Source organism: Chitinophaga sp. W3I9 (genome assembly GCF_050434025.1).
Lineage (GTDB): Bacteria > Bacteroidota > Bacteroidia > Chitinophagales > Chitinophagaceae > Chitinophaga.
The window spans coordinates 4,189,930-4,214,163 of record NZ_JBNPWC010000001.1; the positions used below are offsets into that span (position 1 = coordinate 4,189,930).

General features: G+C 47.7%; 17 protein-coding genes. 11 read left to right on the forward strand and 6 right to left on the reverse strand.

Annotated elements, in window-relative coordinates:
• The first annotated feature begins 92 nt into the window (after positions 1–92).
• From QFZ51_RS17100 to QFZ51_RS17115, 4 genes are all read left to right on the forward strand, one after another.
• Positions 93–3,083, forward strand: a complete 2,991-nt coding sequence (locus QFZ51_RS17100; RefSeq protein WP_429047437.1) for a SusC/RagA family TonB-linked outer membrane protein — start codon at positions 93–95, stop codon at positions 3,081–3,083.
• A gap of 49 nt (positions 3,084–3,132) precedes the next feature.
• Positions 3,133–4,659 (forward strand): RagB/SusD family nutrient uptake outer membrane protein, encoded by a 1,527-nt coding sequence (locus QFZ51_RS17105; RefSeq protein ID WP_429047438.1) that lies wholly within the window; start codon positions 3,133–3,135, stop codon positions 4,657–4,659.
• Between the two features lie 115 nt (positions 4,660–4,774).
• Positions 4,775–7,030 carry a GH92 family glycosyl hydrolase gene (locus QFZ51_RS17110; protein WP_429047439.1) on the forward strand — a complete coding sequence of 752 codons (2,256 nt, stop codon included), beginning with the start codon at positions 4,775–4,777 and terminating at the stop codon, positions 7,028–7,030.
• Positions 7,031–7,174: 144 nt separating this feature from the next.
• Positions 7,175–7,672 (forward strand): 2'-5' RNA ligase family protein, encoded by a 498-nt coding sequence (locus tag QFZ51_RS17115; RefSeq protein ID WP_429047440.1) that lies wholly within the window; start codon positions 7,175–7,177, stop codon positions 7,670–7,672.
• A gap of 58 nt (positions 7,673–7,730) precedes the next feature.
• Here the strand turns inward: QFZ51_RS17115 and QFZ51_RS17120 are convergent, their stop codons facing one another.
• Genes QFZ51_RS17120 through QFZ51_RS17135 form a run of 4 tightly spaced genes read right to left on the reverse strand, consistent with a single transcriptional unit; the run spans position 7,731 to position 14,169 of the window.
• On the reverse strand, positions 7,731–8,702 hold the full coding sequence (locus tag QFZ51_RS17120) for a DUF5007 domain-containing protein (protein WP_370910162.1): 972 nt from the start codon (positions 8,700–8,702) through the stop codon (positions 7,731–7,733).
• A gap of 23 nt (positions 8,703–8,725) precedes the next feature.
• On the reverse strand, positions 8,726–9,415 hold the full coding sequence (locus QFZ51_RS17125) for a hypothetical protein (protein ID WP_429047442.1): 690 nt from the start codon (positions 9,413–9,415) through the stop codon (positions 8,726–8,728).
• A gap of 18 nt (positions 9,416–9,433) precedes the next feature.
• A complete protein-coding gene (locus tag QFZ51_RS17130) occupies positions 9,434–10,891 on the reverse strand; it encodes a RagB/SusD family nutrient uptake outer membrane protein (protein WP_429047443.1) in 1,458 nt (485 codons plus the stop codon).
• A gap of 17 nt (positions 10,892–10,908) precedes the next feature.
• Positions 10,909–14,169, reverse strand: coding sequence for a SusC/RagA family TonB-linked outer membrane protein (locus QFZ51_RS17135; protein ID WP_429047445.1), 3,261 nt, complete (start codon positions 14,167–14,169; stop codon positions 10,909–10,911).
• 487 nt (positions 14,170–14,656) lie between these two features.
• Here QFZ51_RS17135 and QFZ51_RS17140 point away from each other — a divergent pair, with 487 nt between their 5' ends.
• On the forward strand, positions 14,657–15,160 hold the full coding sequence (locus QFZ51_RS17140) for a hypothetical protein (RefSeq protein ID WP_429047447.1): 504 nt from the start codon (positions 14,657–14,659) through the stop codon (positions 15,158–15,160).
• A gap of 117 nt (positions 15,161–15,277) precedes the next feature.
• Here QFZ51_RS17140 and QFZ51_RS17145 read toward each other — a convergent pair whose 3' ends face one another.
• Complete coding sequence (locus QFZ51_RS17145) at positions 15,278–16,024, reverse strand: XRE family transcriptional regulator (protein ID WP_370910167.1); 747 nt, start codon at positions 16,022–16,024, stop codon at positions 15,278–15,280.
• A gap of 58 nt (positions 16,025–16,082) precedes the next feature.
• A complete protein-coding gene (locus tag QFZ51_RS17150; protein WP_429047449.1) occupies positions 16,083–17,228 on the reverse strand; it encodes a redoxin domain-containing protein in 1,146 nt (381 codons plus the stop codon).
• 94 nt (positions 17,229–17,322) lie between these two features.
• Between QFZ51_RS17150 and QFZ51_RS17155 the strand changes: the two genes are divergently transcribed.
• The 6 genes from QFZ51_RS17155 to QFZ51_RS17180 all read left to right on the forward strand — a co-directional run bounded on the left by QFZ51_RS17155 (position 17,323) and on the right by QFZ51_RS17180 (position 24,220).
• On the forward strand, positions 17,323–17,625 hold the full coding sequence (locus QFZ51_RS17155) for a hypothetical protein (RefSeq protein WP_370910169.1): 303 nt from the start codon (positions 17,323–17,325) through the stop codon (positions 17,623–17,625).
• An 80-nt stretch (positions 17,626–17,705) separates the two neighbouring features.
• The gene (locus QFZ51_RS17160; protein ID WP_429047451.1) at positions 17,706–18,371 is read left to right on the forward strand and encodes a PAS domain-containing protein; all 666 of its coding nucleotides are present in this window, start codon (positions 17,706–17,708) and stop codon (positions 18,369–18,371) included.
• On the forward strand, positions 18,331–18,471 hold the full coding sequence (locus tag QFZ51_RS17165) for a response regulator transcription factor (RefSeq protein WP_429047452.1): 141 nt from the start codon (positions 18,331–18,333) through the stop codon (positions 18,469–18,471). The genes QFZ51_RS17160 and QFZ51_RS17165 overlap by 41 nt, the downstream gene beginning before the upstream one ends.
• A gap of 278 nt (positions 18,472–18,749) precedes the next feature.
• Complete coding sequence (locus tag QFZ51_RS17170; RefSeq protein ID WP_429047453.1) at positions 18,750–19,397, forward strand: RNA polymerase sigma-70 factor; 648 nt, start codon at positions 18,750–18,752, stop codon at positions 19,395–19,397.
• 252 nt (positions 19,398–19,649) lie between these two features.
• On the forward strand, positions 19,650–20,663 hold the full coding sequence (locus QFZ51_RS17175; protein ID WP_429047454.1) for a FecR family protein: 1,014 nt from the start codon (positions 19,650–19,652) through the stop codon (positions 20,661–20,663).
• Positions 20,664–20,713: 50 nt separating this feature from the next.
• On the forward strand, positions 20,714–24,220 hold the full coding sequence (locus QFZ51_RS17180) for a TonB-dependent receptor (RefSeq protein WP_429047455.1): 3,507 nt from the start codon (positions 20,714–20,716) through the stop codon (positions 24,218–24,220).
• The last annotated feature ends 14 nt before the right edge of the window (positions 24,221–24,234 follow it).

Here is a 24,234-nt window from a genome sequence, read left to right on the forward strand (position 1 = left end):
ACGGCTGTTAGTTCATTATTAGCGCTGCTGTTAGGCCGCCGGCGCTTACTTGCATTCATTATTCTCTTATCAATCGAAATATCGTTCGCGTTATGAAAAGATTACTATTGCTGATGCTCCTCGCATCGGGCCTGCTGCAGGCCTATGCACAAAAGCAGTTGACAAAGGGTAAAGTGCTGGATGAAACCGGCCAACCACTACCCGGAGCAACCGTTAGAGTAAAAGGTACCAACATCTCAAGCCCCACCAATGCACAGGGCGAATTCCAGATTGCTACCGGCGAAACCGCTTCCCCGGTACTGGTGATTTCCTATATCGGCTACCTTTCACAGGAGGTGACGGTAACCGGCGGCGACTTGTCCGTCACTTTAAAAACGGATGCCAGATCCCTCAATGATATCGTAGTAGTCGGGTATGGCACACAGAAGAAAAGCGACGTAACCGGCGCTACCAGTTCGGTGAAAGCCGTAGAAATTGCCAAACGTCCTTTAGTAAGAGTAGAACAGGCTTTACAGGGAACTACTTCCGGCGTAACGGTGCAAAGCAACAGTGGTCAGCCGGGTAAAGGCATCAGTGTAAGGATCCGCGGCGCCAGTTCCATCACCGGCAGTAACGACCCGTTATACGTCATTGATGGTTACATTGGCGGCAACCTGGAGTCCATCGCTCCCGGCGATATTGAAAGCATGGAAATCCTGAAAGATGCTTCCGCTACCGCCATCTACGGTTCCCGCGGATCTAACGGCGTGGTAATGGTAACTACCAAAACCGGTAAATCAGGAAAACCCCGCGTGGATGCAAGCGCCTGGATAAGCAAAGCTTCTTTGCCAAAGAAACTAAACCTGATGAACGCCTACGAATTTGCGCAGCAGGTAAATAAAAAAGGCGATGTTGCCGGAACGGGTCATCCGTTTACCGATGCGCAACTCGCAGAACTGCAGAAAAATCCCGGTGGCACCGACTGGCAGGATGAACTGACCCGCAAGCCATTGACACAAAACTACCAGGTAGGCGTGTCCGGTGGTTCTGAAAATGTAAAGTATTATTTCTCTTACAACCACCTGGATCAGCCAGGTTTGCTGATCAACTCCGGCTATAAAAGAAATACGCTGCGCGCGAATGTGGATGTGAAGCTGAACAGCAAAATGGACCTGAAAGTAAATATTACAGGTTTGTTGCCGGAATCACACAACACGGATTTCTCCGGTGATATCGTTGATCCGTTCTCGCAGTCCAGTATGTGGGATCCTACCAGCCCGGTAAGAAATGCGGCTGGTGATTATATCAGCCAGTCTAATTTCGCATCCCTCGCTAAAAACCCGGTACAAAATATCATGAGCCGTTCGGTAGATGGAAAAACGTCTAACCTGACTGCTACCGGCGTTTTCACCTATCGTATCATCGATCACCTTACCTTTACTTCCAATAACAGCTATGAGCTGCAGAACCAGCAAACGCAATCCGTTTTTCCTCCGGGAACAAACGAAGCGTTTAACGGTAACGACTATGCGAAAATGGAGAATAGCCGGTACAGGAGCTGGCAGAACTCCAACTTCCTGACCTATAACAACCGCTTCGGGAATCATTCCCTCACGGTCACCGGGCTCGTGGAACAGGCTTCCAAAACCAATACAAACACCATTGCGCAGGCTAATAAATTATCTACCTACAGCCTCGGCTACTGGAACCTGGGATTAGGTAAAACCCAGTCGACCAGCAGCGGTTACTGGGCAGATGCGCTCATCTCTTATATGGGAAGGGTAAACTATGCCTTTAAAGATAAATACTTGTTAACCGTTTCTGTTCGTACAGATGGATCTTCCCACCTGGTAGAGAAGTACTCCACTTTCCCCGCAGTTGCATTGGGATGGGCTGTAGACAAAGAAGGATTTATGGCAGAGTCCAAAGTGATAACCGGATTGAAACTCCGCGCCAGCTACGGGCAAACGGGTAACCAGGCAGTACCTGCCTATTCTACCATTGCCCAGATCGGTACGGCCCTGCCTTACTACTTCGATGGTACTACTTCAAGCGTAAATACCCCGCTGGGAACACCGGTAGCCACTACGCTTCAGTGGGAAAAGAACGCTACCTATGATGTAGGATTGGACATGGAATTCTGGCGTGGCCGCTTAACCTTCACCGCGGATGCATATAATAAAAAAGTATCCGACCTGCTGTATGCCACCGATAACCCTTTTTACTATGGCGGCGGAAGCTTTCAGCGTAATATCGGCAGCGTAAGGAATACCGGCCTGGAATTCAGCGTAGGCGGTATGCCGGTTGTTGGAAAAGACTTCAAGTGGACCAGCAACTTCAATATCTCCTTCAACAGGAACGAAGTATTGGATCTGGGAGGTCAGGACAATATCATTGTAAATGGTATCGGCTCTGCACAACAAGGCGTATCCATCATCAAAGTAGGAGAACCGCTGGGTACCTTCTATGGTTATAAATACCTGGGCACCTGGAAAAATGAAGAAAAAACAGAAGCCGCTACATACGGCAAGAAGCCCGGAGATACAAAATATGCTGACCTCGATGGCGATCATAAACTTTCCGGCGGCGATCTTACTACGATTGGTAATGGTATGCCTAAATATTACTTCGGTTTCATCAATGATTTCTCTTACAGGAACTGGAGCCTGAACGTTATGTTCCAGGGCACGCACGGCAACCAGATGTATTCCTTTACCCAGGCCTATACAATGGGCGGACTGGGAGATGCACGCGATGCCACCAACGCGCAACTCCTCGATATGTGGACGCCTGAAAAACAGACAGACGTTCCCGTCTATGGTAACCAGAACGAAATTAAAAGCAGCCGTTATGTATACGATGCCAGCTATATCAAACTGAAAAATATTTCCCTCACTTATACCATTCCTGCATCACTGTTGAACAGGATACATGCACGCAGCCTGGATGTTTATATCAGCGCCCAGAATATCTGGACCATCACCAACTACCCTGGCTACGATCCGGAAGTAACCAACGCCACCAATGCCATTACACAAGGTTTGGAAACAGGTACGATACCTAACCCCAAAACCTATACGATTGGTGTAAGACTTGGTTTATAATTGACATAGCGTATAAGTAAGGATTCTGTTTTTCTAAAAAATTACTATTATGAACAAAAAATATTTCCTCCCTTTAGCGATGGCAGCAATGATCGGTGCATCATCCTGCGTGAAGCTGACGGAAGATCCAAGAGCAACACTCACTCCCGGCAATTATTTCAATACACAAAATGAACTGGATGGCGCTGTAACCTCTGCTTTCAGGGCGCTCGCCGTAGATGGTGCATGGGGTTTCACCAGTAAAATGACCAGTTACTTCGGCTCCGATGATTTAACCACGCACCCTGCTTCCAACAAAGCAGACTCGCGGGAATTTGACCGGCTCCAGGGTACCACCACCAACTCCAGTATGAGAGCCGAGTGGGAAGGCCCGTGGAATACCATTTATCAGGCAAACAACGTGATTGCCAATTTTGAAAAAGTAACCGCCACCACCAATGAAGCGATTCAGCAACGCACGTATGCCGGCGGACAGGCATACTTCCTCCGGGGACTGTGTTATTTCTACCTCGTAAGAACATTTGGTGCATTGCCTATTGTTACCGGTCCGGCAGATATTACTGTAACACCGGCCAGGGAAGAACCTGCAAAAGTATACGAACTGATCATCGCCGATCTGAAAAAGGCGGCTGACATGCTGCCCGATAAATGGACCGGCGCAGACGTAGGCAGACCCGGCGCATTGTCGGCAAGAGCCGTGCTGGCAAACGTATACCTCACTATGGCAGGCTGGCCTGTTAACCAAAATTCCAATTACGCGCTGGCTGCCACGGAAGCAAAAGCCGTAATGGACGCCGGGAAATATGACCTGATGCCCGACTACCTCGATGTATTCAAAACCAATAACAATATTGAATCGGTATTCGGACTGCAATACAATGTAGGCGGCCAGTTGCCTAACCGTTCCTTTGGCGCTACCTGTATTCCTGATGATGAAGGTGGATGGGATGATTTCTTTCCTGAAATCAACTACTTTAAGGATGCACCGGTTTGTAAACGTACCGATCAAACATTCCACACACAAATCAAAAGCAATAAAATCGGTGTAGTAAAATGGGATGATCCGAGAACGGCTACCCACCATCCTTACTATAACAAATTCCGTTATGGCGCAGGTGATGGTATCGTTGAAACGCCTACACAGGTGGTGAGCTTTAACGCCAGTACCAATAAAACCACTGATATCGTTCGCTTTGCAGAAACATTGCTCACCTACGCGGAAGCTTCTGCCATGGCTGCCAACACCGTTTCTGATGAAGCCTATGAAGCGCTGAACAGGGTGAGACGGCGCGCCGGTTTGCCCAACATCGTAAAAGGTTTAACGGCAGTGGCTTTCCGTGATTCAGTAGTCAATGAACGCAAATATGAATTTGCCGGGGAATTCGGACAACGCTGGTTCGATATCGTTCGCTTGCAGTTGCTGCCAAAAGTAATTGCGCGCCGCGATCCGAATGAGTTCAAGGATCTCCCGTTGAATCCTGCTGCGGTTGCCAACCCGGGTCCTAAGTATATTGCTCCGATCCCGTTCAGAGATCTGAACCTGAGCCCGGGATGGACACAAAACCCGACATACTAAACACTTTTTGATTTGGCCTATAAATAGTTTAATCATGCCTTGTGCATGATTAAACTATTTTGTTAATTCGTTCTGTAGCCAATGAGGAATTCTCCCAGCGCATAAATTTTAGTGAATGAAAAAAACAAACTGGAAGCTGTACAGCCTTCTGTTGCTGACACCTTTTGTATGCTTATCCGGCCGCGCGCATGCAGCGGTGTATGATACTATCCCCGGCGTAAAGCCATCCATCGACCTGATTGACCCAACCATAGGAAACGTAGGTCAGCTGCTGGAGCCTACCCGGCCCACCGTGCAGTTGCCGAACCAGCTGATCCGGTTTACGCCGCAGCGGAAAGACTTTATGGATGACCAGATCTCCGACTTTCCATTGAACGTGGTATCACACCGGCTCGGGCAGGTGTTTTCCTTGAAACCCGCCACTGGCAAGCTGTCGGAAAATGACTGGCAAACCCGGATGGCTTACGACCATAACCTGGAAACCAACCGGCCCTGGTACTATTCTACCTGGCTGCTGGATGAAGAAGTAAACGTGGAATTTACTGCCGGTAAAAAAGCAGGCTACTATCGTTTCCGTTTTCCTGCCGGTAAAGAAAAATCGCTGTTGTTTGGTACCTATAACGATGGGGAGGCTGCTTACACCTTCCTGCCCAATAAGGTAATGACCGGCATGGAAACTTATAACGGCTATGTAAAAGTATACCTGTACGGCGTTTTCAGTGAAGCCGGTACACCCGGTGTAGCGGAACAGGGACAGTTGAGCAACAATAAAAATATTGCTGGTAAAGGAATCAAAGCATTTATCAGTTTCCCTGCCGCTATAAAGGAAGTTACTTTCAAATACGCTATCAGTTACATCAGCGCAGAACAGGCAAAGAAAAGTTATGAAGAAGAAATCAGTAAGAAAGATTTTGACGCCGTAGCCGCCAGTGGAAAAAAAGCCTGGGCAGATGTCATGAACCAGGTGAAGGTAAAAGGTGGTACGCTGGCGCAACAACGTTCTTTTTATACGGCCTTATACCGTTGCTATGAAAGAGCAGTGGATATTACAGAAGACGGGCAGTATTACAGTGGTTATGATAAACAGATCCACAAAGACAACCGTCCTTTTTATGTAGATGACTGGACCTGGGACACCTACCTGGCACTGCATCCGCTGAGAATGATCCTGGATCCTGCAAAGGAAGAAGACATGCTGCAATCGTTTGTACACATGTACGAGCAAAGTGGCTGGCTGCCTACCTTCCCCGTGTTGTTTGGCGATCACGCCTGCATGAACGGGTTCCATTCTTCCGTAGTAATGCTGGACGCACACCGGAAAGGGTTGAAAAATTTTGATATTGGGAAAGCCTATGAGGGCATGCGGAAAAATGCGACGGACGCTACTATGCTTCCGTGGCGCAATGGTCCTAAAACAGCGCTCGACGACGTGTATCACAACAAAGGTTATTTCCCTGCATTGCGCATCGGCGAAAAAGAAACCGAGCCAGCGGTGCATCCTTTTGAAAAAAGACAGGCAGTAGCCGTTACCTTAGGCGGCAGCTACGACGACTGGGCATTGTCCGAGCTGGCTGGTGATTTGAATAAGAAAGATGACCAGCGTTTGTTTGCACCAAGAGCGAAGAATTATAAAAATCTATGGAACGCCGATAAACAATTTTTCCTGCCGAAAGATGGTAACGGGGAATGGATCGATATCAACGTAAAGTATGACGGCGGTATTGGTGGTCGCGATTTCTACGACGAAAATAACGGCTGGACCTACCTCTGGCAGGTACAACAGGATATCCCCGGCCTCATCAGCCTGATGGGTGGGAAAGATGCGTTTGAAAAAAGACTGGATCAGTTGTTCCGTGAACCGCTGGATATGTCGCGTTACGCTTTCTGGAGTAAGTTCCCGGATGCCACCGGTCTTGTAGGACAATACTCCATGGGTAATGAACCAAGCTTTCATATTCCGTACCTGTACAACTACACCGGCGCTCCTTGGAAAACGCAGCAGCGTATCCGTTTCCTGCTCGATACCTGGTTTAAGGATAACATCTTTGGTATTCCCGGTGATGAAGACGGCGGCGGAATGTCGGCCTTCGTCGTATTTTCCTCCATGGGCTTTTACCCGGTAACACCCGGTATCCCGGAATATACCATTGGCAGCCCCGTGTTTGAAAATATAAGCATCGCATTGCCCAACAAGAAACAGTTTACCGTAGTGGCGCACAACAGCTCCGTGGTAAATAAATATATTCAACAGGCAAAGTTCAACGGCAAACCTTTGAACAAACCTACGTTTACACATCAGCAGTTAACTGATGGCGGAACGCTGGAGCTGTTCATGGGCCCGAAGCCTAACAAGAGCTGGGGCGTACAGTAATTAGGCGCTAAGAAGTTTACTGGTTTTGGTGAACCGGTAACAATGATGAAGACAAAAGAAAGGCCGTCTCTTATTGAGGCGGTCTTTTTTTATGCTGATATCTTGGCTGTAAACCGGCGGCGCCTTATTATCTTCGCAGCTGACATGGCATCTTACATCGTTACTTTGCAACTTGAACGGAACGCCGCCGCATTCTTTAACCAGATGCGCCGGCAGTATTATCCTGCTCATGCCAACGAGGTGCACGCACATCTTACTTTATTTTACCGCCTGCCGGCGGATGAACCACAAATCATTACTTCCCTTGCGGCGATGGTTGCGCGGCCGTCTTTTTTATTGCAGGTAAGTGAACTGAAACGGTATACCAACGGTATTGCCTATACGCTCATGTCCACAGAACTACGGGCATTGCATGAAGCCCTGCAAATGCAATGGGAACCCTGGCTGATTCCGCGCGACCGGCAGCCATTACGGCCGCATATCACTATCATGAACCAGGTAACGGCTTTTAAAGCGCAGCAGGCGCATGAACAATTGGCGGCCAGCTTCCGGCCCTTTGAAGTAACCGCTACGGGCATACAGGTGTGGCAGTATTTAAAAGGCCCCTGGAAACTGGCAGGGGAATATCCTTTCCTCACATAAAAAAGCCTTCCCGAATTACCGGAAAGGCTTTCTTACTTCATTCATCGTCTTATCGTTGTTAAATAATTCTATTCACGTGTTTGATCTTAACAACCACCTCGTAGGTTCCTTCCTGGAAAATCTGGAACTGGAACCGGGGGTTCACGTTATAGATTTTTTCGTTGGTAGGTGCATACCCTGGATCCACGGTTACAAACTGGCTTGGGATACGATAATAGATCAGGTATCCGTACACACTTTGTAATAAGGGAAACGGCGTGGTTTCAAAGTTGCAGACCATGCTCGTATCTGTTTTCTCCAGCGGATGAAACTGTGCATAGGTCTGGAAATCACTACGGTCGCCCCTGCGGATGATCTCTCCCTTGGCCGGGTTAAAGTAGCGGCCGTTCTGGTCAGCGATCTTCAGGATAATATTGGTGCCTTCATCGGAGATCTTCCGGATGGTAACGGTGGGCACGCCCAGGTCGCCACTGGTAGTGGTACCGTCTTTAAACCAGGCAGCGCCGCCGTCGCCCACATGATAAGGCGGCTCGTCTATCAGCGTGAAGGTGGCAATGTTTTTATACTGTTTGCTGCCGTTCTGATTGGAGGCCTCTATATCAAATTCGTAGGTGCCCAGTGGTACTTTGATGGAAGTGCCGTAAAAAGTAAAGGCGCCGGTATGCTCGTTGAATTCAAAGCAGGGGGTGTTTACTTTTTGTCTTTTTTTATTCAGCAATTCTACCGTGGTATCTTTTTCCGGATCAAATTTCCCGATCCACTCATAGCGCTCATAATTAGTGAATACGGAGTCGGCATGGGTGTGTTTCACTGCATCGCGGATATCCAGGAGCTTGTACACTACCGGTGCGCTGGAACCATCGTTGCTCACGGGGTTGGTGGATTGTACCTGGCCGCGTTTTATTTTAATCGGATTATCGATGTAGCGTATCTGGTTGCTGAGAAAACCGTTTTCCACTTTGGAGCAACCGTACATAGCTGCCGAAACAGCCATCACCAGGGCGCCGAATATTTTTATATTTCTTTTCATGATCATTGCGTAAGGGTGAAAACTCAGTTAAACGTATCCGCGAAATAGGTAAATGTGTGTTTGTTATTCAACACATGCAGTATTCCGTTCGTAGTAAGTATACCGGTAGTCTGACAGCGTGCTTGCAGGTATTGCTCTGGTATGGTATTAGCCAGGTCGGCATCTGTTACGGGAACAGGATGGCCGGGTTTTGCAATCAGCTTGGTCAGGTAGAGGTATACCGGGTATTGCGTGAATACGCTTCCGTCGGTATAATCCCCGCTGGGAATGCCCTGTACCAGACGCAGTTCCCCGTCGTTTGCCCTGTACAGCTTTCCTGTTTTGGTAGCTTTGTCTAAAGGAATCAGGTCTTTGAAAAGATAAGCCCGTAAAGAATCTCTCATTGCTCCAAAATCCAGGGAGTCGAAAGTAAAGATATAGTTAGGATCTGTTCTCTGCGTGCGTTCCATTTCCTGCCGTAAATCCAGGTAGTTGGTGATATCATAGTCAGTGATGGCAAAGAAGGTTCCGGTAGCATTTACTTCTTCCTTCAAACCTGTTTTATCGATCATCAACACAACGGTATCAAAAAGCGGATTTGTTTTCAGGTAATCATAAGTAGTCATGTTTACATGCGGATCATGCAAACTGCCGCCGATCGTGTAATCCTTCTTACAGGAAAATAAAACCAGGGCCATCAAAGCGATGAAAGAGAGATATATTTTATGTTTCATACAGCTGATTTTAATGGGTTAGAGTTTACCTCTCCAGTAAGGAGTTTGTGTAAGGGTGAAATCGTCTTTAAACATTGTTGGATCAATGGGCCATAACCAGCCGCCGTTTTCAAACTGATCGCCTGGGAAATGCTCATTGTAGGTAGTCAGTTTTTTATTACGCACCAGGTCGTAATAAGCGTGGCCTTCGTAGAAGAGCTCCCGGAGGCGTTCTTCGAGGATGGTAGTGGCGAGGTCTTCACCAGCGCCGGCATAATCGTCCAGTCCTGCACGTTCGCGTACCCTGTTAAGCAGGGGCAGTGCATCGCCATCCTTACCCAGTTTACTCAGCGCCTCAGCCCTCAGCAGCAGGATATCCGCCAGCCGGAAGATGGTGAGGTTGTTGGTCATGCGGGGATCTTTTTTGGTAGAACCATCCGCATAAGCAATATTAGAAAACTTGATGATCTGTCCCTGGTTACCGCCAAGTCCGTAGAAGAAGTCTTTGAAACGGATATCTTTATCGGCATCATAAATTGACAGGTAGTTTTCATTCACCGGCCATTCGATATATCCTTTTCCATCGATAAACGGCATCATCAGCGTAACGCCTGCACCGCCATTGGTGGCCAGGGAAATTCCTTCTGACTGTCCGTCGTTGATATTGATCTCAAAAATACCTTCCTGTGTTTTGCCGATAAATACTTTCATGTAATTGGCAGAATCGATCAGCGCATAACCACCGTTGGTGATTACTTCATTCGCTGCTGCTTCACAGCCGGCGTAATCGCCTTTCCACGCCAGGATATGTGCCTGCAGGGCAAATGCAGCGCCTTTATTGGCTCTTACCGCCCGTTCAGATTCATCTTCATAACCAAAATCCAGGTTTTGTTTAGCCACTTCCAGGTCGGCCAGGCATTGTTTCCAAACGCTGTCGGCCGGGCTTCTCGGGATATTCTTCGCGGTAGACACATCCAGGTCCGGTTCCAGTTTCAACGGCACATCTCCCCAGATCCTGCTCATATAGAAGTAGGTAAAGGCGCGGAGGAAGTAAGCTTCGCCGATCACGTGCCGTTTGTTATTGATATCTGTGAATTTGCTGTCGTCGATACCCGGTACTTTATTGATGATCAGGTTTACCTGTTGGAGCAGCTGGTAGTACTGCTGCCAGTTCCAGTTATTACCACCCACGTTCAGGCCAACAAACTGACCATTCGAAATATTGTAGTTGCCGTTATCCCGGCCGCCGTCGATACTCAGTTCGCCGGATACAATGTCCCCGTATTTATGCCAGGAATTATCACGGATCAGGATATTACGCAGGATGGCATAAGCTCCGGCGAGCGATGTTTTGGCATCTGTTTCCGTAGAAAAATAAGCGCTGGTAAAAGTGGAGTTATGCGGTTCCAGGTCCAGTATTTTGGAGCAGGACGACACCAGGGAAGCTGCAGAAATAACAGCAGCTGCATAAGCGATATATAAGCGTTGTTTTTTCATGATTTTCTTTTTTATGGTTAAAGGCTAAGATCCAGTCCCAGGGTGAACTTTCTGGGAATGGGATAACCACTGCCGCTATATACTCCAAAGGCATCCACCTGCTCAGGGTCAGGGATATTTTTAGATTGTTTGAAGATATAAAGGTTGTCGGCCAGCGCATAGATCCTTAAACGTCTGAAGTGAATTTTATCCAGTACTTCCTGCTTGAAAGAGTAGGAGAGGGATACGTTTTTCACACGGAAGTAGGCGCCGCTTTCGATCCAGGCAGAACTTACCATGGCGTATTTGTAGTGGGTACCGTTTACGGAACTGAGACTTGGATAGTCCGCCTTATCGCCCGGATTTCTCCAGTAGTTGATGTTGCTCAGGTCGGGCATGGAATGGGTGGACAGGGAGTGATAGGGATCGGGATCGCCATCATCCGTAGGTACCAGCTGGGAAAGCTTTCCGGCGAGGTAGTCGTTGAATACTTTACGGCCCGCCGTGAAAGTACAGAACACATACAGCGTGAAATTCTTGTAGCTGAAGGTATTACCAAAACCGCCGGTTACTTTAGGGTTGGGGTTACCAGCCGGGATGTAATCGGTGTTATCGAGGATACCGTCGCCGTTGGAGTCCTGCCAGATCGGGTCGCCACCTCTGAATGGATAACCGTAGAAACTGAGCGGTAATCCGCTGGCTTTATTTACCGGTACATCTGCATCGGTAAAGTAGATGCCTGTTTTGTTAAATACATTGTAAGAGTTCAGTGGTTGTCCCTGGCGGAGCAGGTATTTATCGAGATAAATATCACGGCCGCCGTTCGGCAGGGAGGTAATCAGGTTGTCGTTATGCGCGAGGTTTAACAACGCCTGCCACTGGAATTTTGAAGATGGCTTCAGGATATTGGCAATGAACTGTACTTCCACACCGGTGTTGCGTATGCCGATGGCGTTGGCGGTGAGGATGGAGTAACCGGTGGTTACAGGTACATTCAGGTTAAAGATACCGCCGTTGGTATTTTTAATGTAAGCATCTGCAACAACATTAAACCTGCCGTTATATAAGGTTACATCCAAACCCAGGTTACTTTGTGTACTCTTTTCCCAGCTCAGGTTATTGTTGGTAAGACCTTTGTCGAAGTCGAGCGACACGGCCGGAATACCGTTATAGGCAAAGCCATAGTTGTTTCCTGTAGCAGGATTGGTACTGCCGGGGAAATCACCTGCACCGATACGGTAAGTATTATAAGAGAGGTAGTTGTCGCCACCATCCGGTTGACGGCCGGCAACGCCGTAACTGGCGCGTAATTTCAACAGGCTTAGCCAGCTGCTGGCAGATTTTAGTGCCGGTTCGTCGCTGATTACCCAGCCACCAGATACGGAAGGGAAATAACCCCAGCGGTTATTTTTACCAAAACGGGAGGAGGCATCTGCGGTGATTACTGCAGATAACAGGTAGCGTTCTTTATAGCCGTAGTTGGCTCTGAAGAAAAGCGACTGGATACCGCTCTGTAACAGGTCGGAGCGGGTATCGGCCAGGTTTTTATTGAGCACGGTAACGGTACGGATCTGGTCATTCGGTATACCGATGGCACTGGACTGTGTAGCCCGGTATTCCCAGTACTCTGTATTCTGACCCGCCAGGAAGTTGAACGAGTGATTGGTATTCAGCGTGGTGGTGTACTGGAGCGTATTGCTCATTAAGTAGTTGTTCGATTTATCAACAAAGCTGGTGGCCTTACCGGTTCCGTCTCTTCTTACAGCACCGGGGGTATAAGAGTCCATCCGGCTGTTGGTTTGTGTAAAGGAGATCACCGTGGTGAAGTTAAATTTGCTGGAGATCTTCCATTCGATGATCGGGCTGATAGACAGGTTATCATTACTGTTCTGATCTGTGCCGCTGGTGGTATTACCGAAAATGAAGTCTTTGTTGGCATTGCTCATATACAGCAGGGAGGTAGGCAATGCGTTGGATGCATAGTACCCGCCGTTGAAAGGACCGTAGCCGCCGGAGAGATCATTGATGGATCTTGGGCGGTCTATTTTCGAGTAACGGATCTGTGTATTGATCTGTACATTGGGAGAGAGGTTCAAGCCGGTGCTGCTGCTGAAGCTGTAACGCTTTAAGCCTGATTTCCGGATGATACCATCTTCGCTGTAGTAGTTGAGGCCGTAGCGGTAGTTGATCAGGTTATTACCACCGGAAATGGAAAGGTCGTAGTTGTCGACCCGGCCGGTTTGATACATACCACCCTGGTAATCGTTGGCGTTATTGAAGGCCGGATTCAGGCTGTCGGTCAGCACCTGCGGGATATTTCTCAGGGTGCCCCAGTCGCCGTAATGGTTGATCAGGTCCATTTTAGCCCGGCGTTCTTCCGCGCCTATCAGCACTTTATCCAGTTGGGGCATTTCAGTGAAACCATGATAGGTAGCGAAATCAATTTTGGGTTTACCGGAGATCCCCCTTTTTGTTTTGATGATGATGACACCGCCTGCGCCTCTTGATCCGTAGATCGCGGCAGCAGAGGCATCTTTCAGGATATCGATGCTTTGAATATCGTTGATGGAAATACCGGCCATTACGTCGGTGTTGGTACCGGAGCCGTAATTGATGGCGGCAATGTCTTCCGTGGTTTGCGGTACACCGTCGATAACGTAAAGGGGCCCGCTCAATGCGCGGGCCAAACTGGCTTTCCCGGAATTGCTGGTAAAGTCGCTGTTGATGTTGCGGCTTACGGCGGTGTTACCACGCATTACCACGTTGCTCCTTACGCCGGGTTCACCGGAATAGTTCTGCACATCCAGGCCGGGTGCGCGTCCCTGCAGCAAGGCGTCGAAAGTAGGGGTGGGCACATCCAGTAATGTTTTTGGATTAATGGAAGTAACGGCGGCGGTAACTGTTTTACGGGAGGTTTCCTGGTACCCGATAACTACCACATCTTTCAACATTTTTTTGTCTACCGGTAAAGTTACGTTTAGATGCGCATTAGCTTCCTTTACTATTACCGAGTAAGGAAGATAGCCCATCATGCTGAAGGTAAGCGTACTGCCAGGATTCATTTTGAGTGTGTAGCCACCATCCGTGTTGGTGATAGCGCCTGCTTTGCTGTCTGAAATGCTTACAGATACGCCCGGCAACGGGTTGCCGTCTGAACCATCCTTTACTGTGCCTGATACGGTGATCTGTGTGGAGGCAGATTTTACCTGTGCGGTACCTCTCAGGCATAGGAAGGTGAGGCAGAACGTTAATAACATAACAGCGCCGTTACGGCTGTTTTGTGTAAAATTAACAGTCATGTAAATTGATTTGAAACTGATGAATGATACTGGAATGCTGATTACCCAGTTGTTATTATGATATTGGTTGACGTATTATACCCGGAATAAATGATGTAAAACGTATTCTCTGTTGTTGACTAATTTTGATTTGACAAATACCATCGTCGCTTCCGATGACAAAATTTTGGTCTGATAAACTCCTTTTTTTGTTACTAATTTGAATTTTGGTCTGATAAATTCTTATATTGCTAAATCGATTTTCTGATTAAATCACAGGTCTCAGAATGTGAGGATGAAATTAGTATGAACAGGAAAAATAACTTGTTAATGAAATTTAAAAGATTGTAAACAATCTTAAAAAGAAGCAGGTCTGGCCGCGGTCTGTATCTCCCTACAGGTAAACAAAAACAGTGAATTTCTTCTTCCCGTGTCCGGGGTATAGATATATAATTTAAAAATATTATATTTAGGGTTGTAATAAACTATCTAACCCGAAATTATACCTATGAAACAACGCTACTTATTTGTCGGCATCCTGCTGACCATTTTCAGTATCCATAGCTTCGCCCAGGAGGCAGTCAACCCGGGAAGCAGGGCCAAGGCAGCCGCCGTATTTACCAAAATCCTCAACGACGCCGCTGCCGTATATCCGCCGGAGTTATCTTATCTCACGGAGGCGGGTGCGAAAATCGAGTCTTCTTTCCGCGTGAGCGAAGATGGTATCCTGTCGGTAACTTTCCGTTACCCGGTGGAAACCAGTTATAGCCTTTACCGCCTTAGTGCGCCGGTGAGCTCCATTAAAGGTGTGTTTTATGATTATTATATCGGGCTGGAATTTGACGGCCCGGTTGTACACATAGCGGAGAGCGACAAGGGCAGCCGTGAGCTGAAGGAAAACAATACACTGGCGCTTTTTCACATCGCCAAACCCGGCGACGGGCCACCCGGCGAAAAGCTGAAAGTCAGGATAGAACAGGCGTTACAGGCGTTCCGAGAGAATTACAAGTAAACGGTTCCTCAGAAAGTTAGGCGCACAAAAAAACGATGCCGGCCGGCATCGTTTTTTTGTGCGCCTGTTTATATTTAAATAAACGGGGACGCATGAAAATGTTATCGCCGGGTTGATTTAATTCAACTCCGGGAATTGTTTGCTCACATAACCGATGAAAGTCCATATTTCCAGTACCTCTTCAAGGGCTACGGTTACGGTTTCATACTGCGGGTTCAGTGAATGCAGTGATAACGTACCGTTTTGCTTAATGTGATTGCCTACCACTTTAAATACAATTTCTTCTTCGCCTCCTTTCAGCACGAGGATGCAGGCGGTATTATCTTTTAAATGGGACCAGTCCTGCAGGTATTGCGCAATAACATGGCTGCCATCAGGAATGGGTTCCATGGAGTCGCCGCTGATGGGAAACATGCGGATGGTTTTACCCCTGGGCAAACCGGGCAGGGTAAATTTGGGCAGTGCCGAAATAAACGCCGGGTCGCTGAAGCCGCTGCGGTAGCCTGCCCGGGCGCGTGCAGGAACAAACTCCATGTTTTCCTCATTGCTGTTGTCGACCGTAATCGGCAGGATACGTATATGCCTGCCTGTTAGGTCCACCTTTTTCCCGGCTTCCAGTTCCAGGAGTTGTTCTTCCGGGAGCTGCGACAGGTCGGTTTTCACCATGAGGTCCAGGTCTATTTTAAAATAGCCGGAGATCAGCGCCAGGTCGTCCATCCGGGGATTGCGTGTTTTCCCGCTTTCCTGTGCGGTGATCTTGTTCCGGTTCAGTCCAAGTAAATCAGATAGGTGCTGTTGGGAAATCTTCTTTCGTGTCCGTAATAATTTGAGATTAGCGGCCCAGAAAAGGGGCTGTTTGTCCATGTATTATATATTTACGATAACTTATATTTATAATTGACAAGGACAAATGTAGGGCTTTTTACTCATTCTGTTTATTCAGCAAACTGTTTAATTGCTGGTAGAGTGCTTCCCCGGTGAGGTCTTTGTTGAAGATCATGCCGGTAGAATCTATGAGGAAGTTCTGTGGGATGGCTTTCACGCCATATACCCTGGCAGCGTGGTTTTTATCTATTTTAGGATCGGCGAGGTTGGTCCACACCATGCTGTCTTCTTTAATGGCTTCGAGCAAATATTTCCGGTCGGCCGGCGGATCGAGTGCCACGCTGATAATGGTAAAGTTTTTATCCTTGAACTGTTTATAGACTTCCTGGATCTTGCGGTGTTCGCGTCTGCAGGGTTCGCACCAGGAGGCCCAGAAATCCAGGAATACGGTTTTGCCTTTAAAGTCGGAGAGCTTTACCATTTTCCCATTCATGTCGGGTACTTCAAAGTCGGGTGCATCTGATCCTACTGTGAGGCTCCTGGCCCGGGCAATTTCTGCTGCAAAGGCTTTTCCTTCGGTGGTATTGCGTATTTCTTCGGAGAGTTTAAGGAAGATAGGTTCTATCAGGTCGGGGTTTACATCCAGGCCCGCCAGTTCTTCCAGTGCCATGAGGCTATAGAAGGAGTTGGGATTTTCTGCAATGTATTTATGTTGAAGCAGTTTTTGTGCTTCGTAGGACACGCGGTACTGCAGGGCCATTTGCTGCTGGAATCCTTTGTCGTCTTTTTTACTGGCAGGCGCCCTGTTATATTCCTTTGAAAGCTGCCGGATGGATTTCAGAACAGATTTCATGGATTTATTAAAGTTGGCAGCTTCCTCGTTGATGGGGGAAGAGATGCGCGCTTTGCTTACATGTTCCCTGATCAACACTTTGGTGGTTCCTTTTTCCAGGAAAAAGATCCTGGTGTCCGCGTCCGGTGGAAGCTGCATGAAATCGATGCCGCCACCTTTGGTATCGAGGATGAGCATGGCACGAACGGGACCTTCCACGGAACCTTCAAAACGGAATTCACCATTTTGTACCACTGCCGAGTCAACTACCAGCACATCATTCACTACTTTGTTCAGGTACACTTTTGCGGGGCCGTTCTGTTTGGTAAGTTTGCCGTTCAGGACATATTTTGCGGGTTGGGCATTTATGAATGCGGGCAAACACAGCGCTATAAGTGTTATTTTTTTCATAAGATATGCTATCAGGAGCCTAAACTATCAACAAAATTTATTCATTTGCAATACAGGACTTTTGTTAATCCTGAATAACATACAATACAGAGTTATGGCAAATCAAAGTAAGTCGCCGCACATACTGAATACCTCTACCAACCTGCTGGGCTTTTGCCTGATCGTATTAACTTCCATTAAAGTGGCTCATTTCAATCATGCCACCATTATAGATGACTGCACCGGGATAGCGGCCATCCTGCTGATGGCGAGTTGCCTGTTGTCTTTTTTATCGTTGAAAAGCAACGAAGGGAGGACCAGTGAGCGGTTGGAACAGGTAGCTGATTATACCTTCCTGGTGGCATTAATATGCATAAGTATCACAATTGTTTTTGTATCTTTTAATCTGCTGAGCTAGTTGACGTTGCCGGAATGCCCGTCGATAGCCCTTTTTAGCAGGTTTGCTTACGGTTTTCATTGTAATATCTCCCTAGTACCATGACGATTCGCATATATGAAGAAACCAGGAAGGTCTGGAATATACTGGCTGAGCGCAATGATCCGCCGGATCTGGCGCTGGAGATGGAAGTCCATAAGAAAGTGCTTGGTTTTTTCCAGGTGGGAGCGTGCTACTACTTTATATTTAATGCGGTAAGGGGAGAACTCGACTTCATGCATCCGGGTGTATACGACGTGCTGGGTTATAACGCGGATGAATGTACGATTACCGAGATGATGTCACGTATTCACCCGGAAGATGTGGCCAGTTTCCTGGAGTTTGAGCAGGCGGCGGTGGATTTCTTTTCCCGGCTGCCACCCGAAAAAGTATTGAAGTATAAAGTCCGTTACGATCTGCGCGTGCGGAAAGCCAGCGGCGAATATGTGCGGTTGCTGCAGCAGTCCACCTGCATACAGCACGATGAAACCGGCGCCGTATTACGCAGTTTATGCGTGCATACGGATATTACCCACCTGAAACCCGCCGGTCACCCGGTGTTATCTTTTGTAGGGCTGGAGGGAGAACCATCTTTTACCAATGTGGAAATCCGGAAAACGCTCACACCCAGCCGGGAAGTGTTGACCAAAAGGGAAAAAGAGATCCTTCGTTTGGTGCCTGGCCAGTATGCCCAGCCGGGAGATTGCTATCCATCTAAATATCAGTAAGCTTACGGTGGACAAGCACCGTAAAAACATGCTGAAGAAAACGGGAATCAAATCGGCTGCTGAACTGGTGGTAAAGGCGGTGAAGGAGGGGTGGGTTTAATGCAGCGGATTTTGTCTTTCTGCCTGATTACGCTGATTATAATGATTTTTATCTTTTGATTAAGGAAGGATGGAGGTAAGATCCGGAGAGACAGGGCAACGTGACTGATAGATATATGCAGATATATTATCATTTAAAATGGATAATTGTTTATATTGATCTTTTTTTATAACATTGTTATGTCAACCAAAAGTTATCACGATAACAACCAGAACAACAAGGAGAACCGCTGATTCTCGTTTTTTTTGTCCACTAAGCAAAAACGTTTTAGCATACACATGAAGATGGCTGAGATTAGTGAATGGCAGGTGCAGATAGCGCGTTATGATGATGAACAGGCATTTGCCCGTTTGTTCCGTCATCTGTACGACCGTTTATTGCATTTCTGTATCCGGTATGTGCATGTAAAGGAAGCGGCGGAGGAAATAGTGTCTGATGTTTTTGTTAAACTCTGGAACCGCCGTAAGGAAATAGAGCAGGTATCTAACCTGGAAGTATATCTTTTTGTGGCCGTAAAAAATCATTCGCTCAATTACCTGGAGCAGTATTCCCACCTGCGCATTGTACCGCTTTCCGGTTCCGATACGGCCGATCTGCGTAACAGCATCGACCTGGAACGCGACCTGGAATGGAAGGAGATGCGTTTTAAAATGGACCAGATCGTGTCCTCGCTGCCGGCCCAATGCCGTCGCATTTTCCAGCTGATCAAAGAAGACGGCTTCAAATACAAGGAGGTTGCTGAAATCCTCAATATCTCTCCCCGCACGGTGGAAACGCAGCTTTTCCGCGCCATGCGCCGCCTGAACGAAGGGCTGGGCGCCATCGGCAAAACGAAGGAAATGCTGCCACCGCTGATCATGCTGCTCGCTATGTCTGCCCTGGTCGCCTTCGGCGAGGGAAATTGTCTTGGAGCAGGATTACACTGATTATACTGATTTTCTGGATTTTTTTTCTTTGGATTTTATTAATGATTAGGGGAGATATAAGCGGATAGCTTCGATTATATCTCACCCACTAATTCTGTTAAAATCAAAAAAATCCAAAGAAACAAAATCCAGAAAATCAGTATAATCAGTGTAATCCTGAGTAAGACAACCTCCGCGGAAAATATTTTTTCCGCGCTTGTAAGTAGTTTTCCCTCCGCCACCTGTCCTTATACCTGAACACGATTCCATTTTATGATAAACGAAGAACATTTCGTCTTACTGGTTACCCGTAAACTGGCGGGAGCTGCAACGCCTGCGGAACTGGCGGAGCTGGATGCCCTGCTGGAACAGTACCCGGTATTGAAAGAAAAATATCATCACCTCCACCACTATTTTGAAGATCCGCGGCACCTGTCGGCCGAAAACACGGAACAGGCCCTGCAGCGAACGATGTCTAAAATAAAACAACAAACGACTAACATCCATCCGATGGAGCCTAAGAGATCCGGGAGATGGAAATGGGTAGCTGCTGTTGCTGCCACCATATTGTTACCGGTCGGCGTCCTCTGGTTTTTTAACGCTACACGTAAGATACCGGATGCCGGACGGGAACAATGGGTGAAACGCAGCAACGGCAAGGCTACCCGGTCGTTTATTGAACTGGCCGACGGCAGTAAGATCTGGCTGAATGCAGAAAGCGTGATCACTTACCCGGAAAAATTCCGCGGCGACAACCGCGAGATCTTCCTGGAAGGAGAGGCCTTTTTTGATGTAGCCACCAACGCCAAACGTCCTTTTATTGTACACCTGAAAAAAGGGACTATTAAAGTACTGGGTACCTCTTTTAATATCCGGGCCTATGAAAATGAACCGGTGCAAACCGCCGTGGTAACAGGAAAAGTAGCCTTCATTCCACGCTATGAAGGAACCAAAAAGATTAGTGATACCATCCTGGTAACACCTGATGTAAAGGTAACCTATACCGCCAGCAGCGGCACCCTGATCAAAGGCAATACCATCGGGTCGGAAGATAAAGCCTGGACAGAAGGACGGCTTATTTTCAGAAATGCCACCCTGGAAGAAATCGGCGCCAGCCTGCAACGCAATTTCAACAAGCGGGTAGAGTTTGAAGCCAACGCACCAAAACAGTACCGGTTAACCGGGGCTTTCCATAATAACTCCCTGGAAGATATTATGTACTACCTCAGTAAATCGAAAGCGTTCCACTACCGTATCACCGATTCAACATTAGTTATAGGAGAATAATCACATCAAGCCAACACCAATATTTATTCATTTTTAATCACCACTACGTTATGAGAAAGGTATTATACAAGCCTTCTTTTCGTCCGCCTTTCCTGTCGCTGATAATCTGCTTATCGCTGCTGAGCGTGCTGGATCTGCATGCGCAGGTAGCCTATGCGGCAGGGTTACGCCGGCAGGTGCAACATCAGCCCGTAAAGGAACGGGAAAGACCTCCCGCTATGAATCAGCTGATCAGCCTGCAGGTTGACAATGCCAGTCTCGCACTGGTACTGGAAAAGATTGAAGCACAAACCTCCCTGGTTTTTGTGTATTCCAACGATGATATTAAAGCAGCACAAAAAATATCCCTGAACGTAAAGGATAACAAACTGGATGATGTACTGCAGATGATCCTGTTGCCGCTGGAAATCAACTATGAATTCATCGCTAATAAAATTATCCTGAAGCGTAGTAATCTTACTGCTGATAATGATCAGCAGCAGGATATTACTATTACCGGTCGCGTAGTGGATAACAAAGGAGAAACCATTCCCGGCGCCAACGTTCGCGTAAAGGGAATGAGTGTGGGAACTGTTACTAATTCGGAAGGCAACTACACGCTGAAGATCCCTGCCAGCGCCGCTAACGGCACCCTGATATTTTCTTCCGTAGGATATGTAACTTCCGAAATAGCCATCAGCGGAAGAACCAGCATCATTGCCATGCTGAATGTAGATTCCAAAGACCTGGGAGAAATCGTGGTAACGGCTTATGGCCAGCAGAAGAAAACACAGGTAACCGCCGCCATCAGCACCATTAATTCAAAAGACATCACCAGCAGGCCGGCCGTGAATATGTTCCAGGCTTTGCAGGGACAGGCGCCCAACCTCATCATGCAGCAGAACACTGCGGAACCCGGCGCACCTATGACCATGAACATCCGCGGGGTAGGTAGCCTAACCGGCAATGCTCCGCTGGTCATCATTGATGGTGTGCAGGCAGGAGGCAATGGTTTGCAGAACCTGAACCCCTACGATGTGGAAACCATTTCTGTACTGAAAGATGCGGCATCGGCCGCCATTTACGGTTCGCAGGCCGCCAACGGAGTGATCTATATTACCACGAAGAAAGGTAAGAAAGACGAACATCCTTCAGTTAGCTACAACGGTATGTATGGCTGGCAAATGCCCACCACACTGCCGCGGCAGATGGAAGCATGGCAGTACATGACCCTGAAAAATGAAGCCCTCGTGAACTCCGGCAAAACGCCGCAGTATACGCCGGGTGATATACAGTCGTGGCACAACCGTGGCTCCGAACCCGCCATGCTCACCGAAATGATCCGCAAATACACGCCGCAGCAAAGTCACAATTTAAGTTTAAACGGCGGCGGTAAAACCAGCAGTTACCTGTTATCGCTGGGTTACCTCGACCAGGGCAATATGCTCCAGAATAAATATGTGCCGCAGGACTTTTACTACAAGCGTTACAACGCCCGTCTCAACATGTCGGTAGATGTGAGCAAATACGTGAAAGTAAGCGGTAATGTAGCTTATACCCGCTCCACTTATCGCACACAGGTATCTGATATCGGCTTCCTGATGCGCGATGCGATGCGTGTACCGCGTACCACTGCCGTGAAAGATACATTGGGTAACTGGGTAGTGCCACCACTGACCAGCAACAGCGTAATGGCTTTACTGGCACAGAGCGGATACAAACTGAGAACAGTAGATAACCTGATGGGAGGAATCGATGTAGTGATTACACCGGCAGATCATTTTAAGATCAACCTGAATGCTTCCGGTAATTATAACATTGATAATACCGTTACCCGTATTAATAAATTCACGTATGCACCTTATTATACTACCGCCACACCGCCGTTGTATAATGAGATGCATAATTCCGAATACAAGGATCTGACGACAAACGTATATGGTACCGTAGAGTATGAGAATACCTTTGGTAAGCATTATGTAAAAGGACAGGTGGGTGTGCGCAGTGATGCGGTGAATGAAGGTTACGGCTTCCGGGCCGACCGTTTTGGTACTACCAACCTGGACAACGACTGGGCCATCGGTGGCGGCTATATCCCTAAACCGGATGGCACCTTCGATTACAGGGATATTGGCACCTATAACGATATGAGCAATCCTAACCTGTATGCGCTGAATTCTCTTTTCGGAAGATTTAACTACGTTTATAACGATAAATACCTGGCGGAAGTGACCTGGCGTTACGACGGTTCTTCCAAGCTGGCTCCGGGCCACCGCTGGCAGTTCTTCCCGGCATTTTCACTGGGATGGAGATTGACAGACGAAGCATTTATGGAAGAAGTAAAGGATAAGATCGGCAACTTTAAGCTGCGTTATTCCTGGGGACAGGTGGGTAACTCCAACATCGGCGGATTCAATTACCTGGCCAGGGTACGACTGACAGATGACCGCAATTCTCCGTATACCACCGGTAGTTATTCGTTTAATAACACGCCTGCTATTGGCGCTACTTTCTCTACTTACAACAACCTGTTGCAGTGGGAAATTTCTACCATGAGTAACTATGGTATCGATGCGGATTTCCTGAAAGGTGCTTTAACGGCGTCTTTCGATTATTTTAATAAGACAACAGACGGAATCTATCTTTTCCAGACGGTACCGGGAACCGCAGGTACTGCCGCTCCGCTGGAAAACGTGGGTAAGGTAAATAACAAAGGCTGGGAACTGGCCGTGAATTACAGGTTGACCACCGGTAAATTCCACCACAACTTTGGTTTCAACCTCGCCGATAACCTGAACAAGGTGATTAAATTCGGCCAGGAATCAGTGCGTGGTTCTGACGTAACCTTTATCATTAAAGAAGGATTTCCTATCGCTTCTTACTATGGTTATAAATCCGACGGATTATACCAGAACCTGGACGATATAAAGAATGCACCTAAAGTGCCGTTTGCCTACAACCAGCAGGTGATGCCGGGAGATGTGAGATATATTGACCGTAATAAAGATGGCGTGATCGATGAAAACGACCGCTACATCTTTGGTAATCCTTTCCCGCGTTACACTTTTGGCTTTAACTACAGCGTAAGCTGGAAGAACTTCGATATGACCATGTTCTGGCAGGGTGTGGGCAAGCGTTCCCAGTTCCTGCGAGGCGATATCGTGGAGGCATTCCATAACAATGAAGACCACGCCATGGTGCAGCACCTCGACCGCTGGACGCCTACTAATCCGGGTGCTTCCTATCCACGGCTGACCATCGGTTCTGCTGATGCCAACAACTTCGCTTATTCCGATTACTGGCTGTTTGATACCAAATACCTGCGTCTGAAAAACTTCCAGCTGGGCTACAACCTGCCTGCAGCTTTAGTGAACAGGGCACGTATCCAGGGTGTGCGGGTATACTTTACCAGCCAGAACCTGATAACGATTATGCCTAAACGCTTCCGTGAAATAGGCGTGGACCCTGAGTTTACGCAGTTTGATGATAAGTTGTCCATGTCTAATTACAACCCTATTGCAGGACGTAATTACCCGAATGCGGCCACTTTTGCTTTTGGTCTGGATGTTAAGTTTTGATGCCTAAACAATCA

Excerpts from the sequence above, each read along its gene's own strand:
- QFZ51_RS17100 (WP_429047437.1), top strand. The coding sequence starts at position 93 with ATGAAAAGATTACTATTGCTGATGCTCCTCGCATCGGGCCTGCTGCAG.
- QFZ51_RS17105 (WP_429047438.1), top strand. The coding sequence starts at position 3,133 with ATGAACAAAAAATATTTCCTCCCTTTAGCGATGGCAGCAATGATCGGT.
- QFZ51_RS17110 (WP_429047439.1), top strand. The coding sequence starts at position 4,775 with ATGAAAAAAACAAACTGGAAGCTGTACAGCCTTCTGTTGCTGACACCT.
- QFZ51_RS17115 (WP_429047440.1), top strand. The coding sequence starts at position 7,175 with ATGGCATCTTACATCGTTACTTTGCAACTTGAACGGAACGCCGCCGCA.
- QFZ51_RS17120 (WP_370910162.1), bottom strand. The coding sequence starts at position 8,702 with ATGAAAAGAAATATAAAAATATTCGGCGCCCTGGTGATGGCTGTTTCG.
- QFZ51_RS17125 (WP_429047442.1), bottom strand. The coding sequence starts at position 9,415 with ATGAAACATAAAATATATCTCTCTTTCATCGCTTTGATGGCCCTGGTT.
- QFZ51_RS17130 (WP_429047443.1), bottom strand. The coding sequence starts at position 10,891 with ATGAAAAAACAACGCTTATATATCGCTTATGCAGCTGCTGTTATTTCT.
- QFZ51_RS17135 (WP_429047445.1), bottom strand. The coding sequence starts at position 14,169 with ATGACTGTTAATTTTACACAAAACAGCCGTAACGGCGCTGTTATGTTA.
- QFZ51_RS17140 (WP_429047447.1), top strand. The coding sequence starts at position 14,657 with ATGAAACAACGCTACTTATTTGTCGGCATCCTGCTGACCATTTTCAGT.
- QFZ51_RS17145 (WP_370910167.1), bottom strand. The coding sequence starts at position 16,024 with ATGGACAAACAGCCCCTTTTCTGGGCCGCTAATCTCAAATTATTACGG.
- QFZ51_RS17150 (WP_429047449.1), bottom strand. The coding sequence starts at position 17,228 with ATGAAAAAAATAACACTTATAGCGCTGTGTTTGCCCGCATTCATAAAT.
- QFZ51_RS17155 (WP_370910169.1), top strand. The coding sequence starts at position 17,323 with ATGGCAAATCAAAGTAAGTCGCCGCACATACTGAATACCTCTACCAAC.
- QFZ51_RS17160 (WP_429047451.1), top strand. The coding sequence starts at position 17,706 with ATGACGATTCGCATATATGAAGAAACCAGGAAGGTCTGGAATATACTG.
- QFZ51_RS17165 (WP_429047452.1), top strand. The coding sequence starts at position 18,331 with ATGCCCAGCCGGGAGATTGCTATCCATCTAAATATCAGTAAGCTTACG.
- QFZ51_RS17170 (WP_429047453.1), top strand. The coding sequence starts at position 18,750 with ATGAAGATGGCTGAGATTAGTGAATGGCAGGTGCAGATAGCGCGTTAT.
- QFZ51_RS17175 (WP_429047454.1), top strand. The coding sequence starts at position 19,650 with ATGATAAACGAAGAACATTTCGTCTTACTGGTTACCCGTAAACTGGCG.
- QFZ51_RS17180 (WP_429047455.1), top strand. The coding sequence starts at position 20,714 with ATGAGAAAGGTATTATACAAGCCTTCTTTTCGTCCGCCTTTCCTGTCG.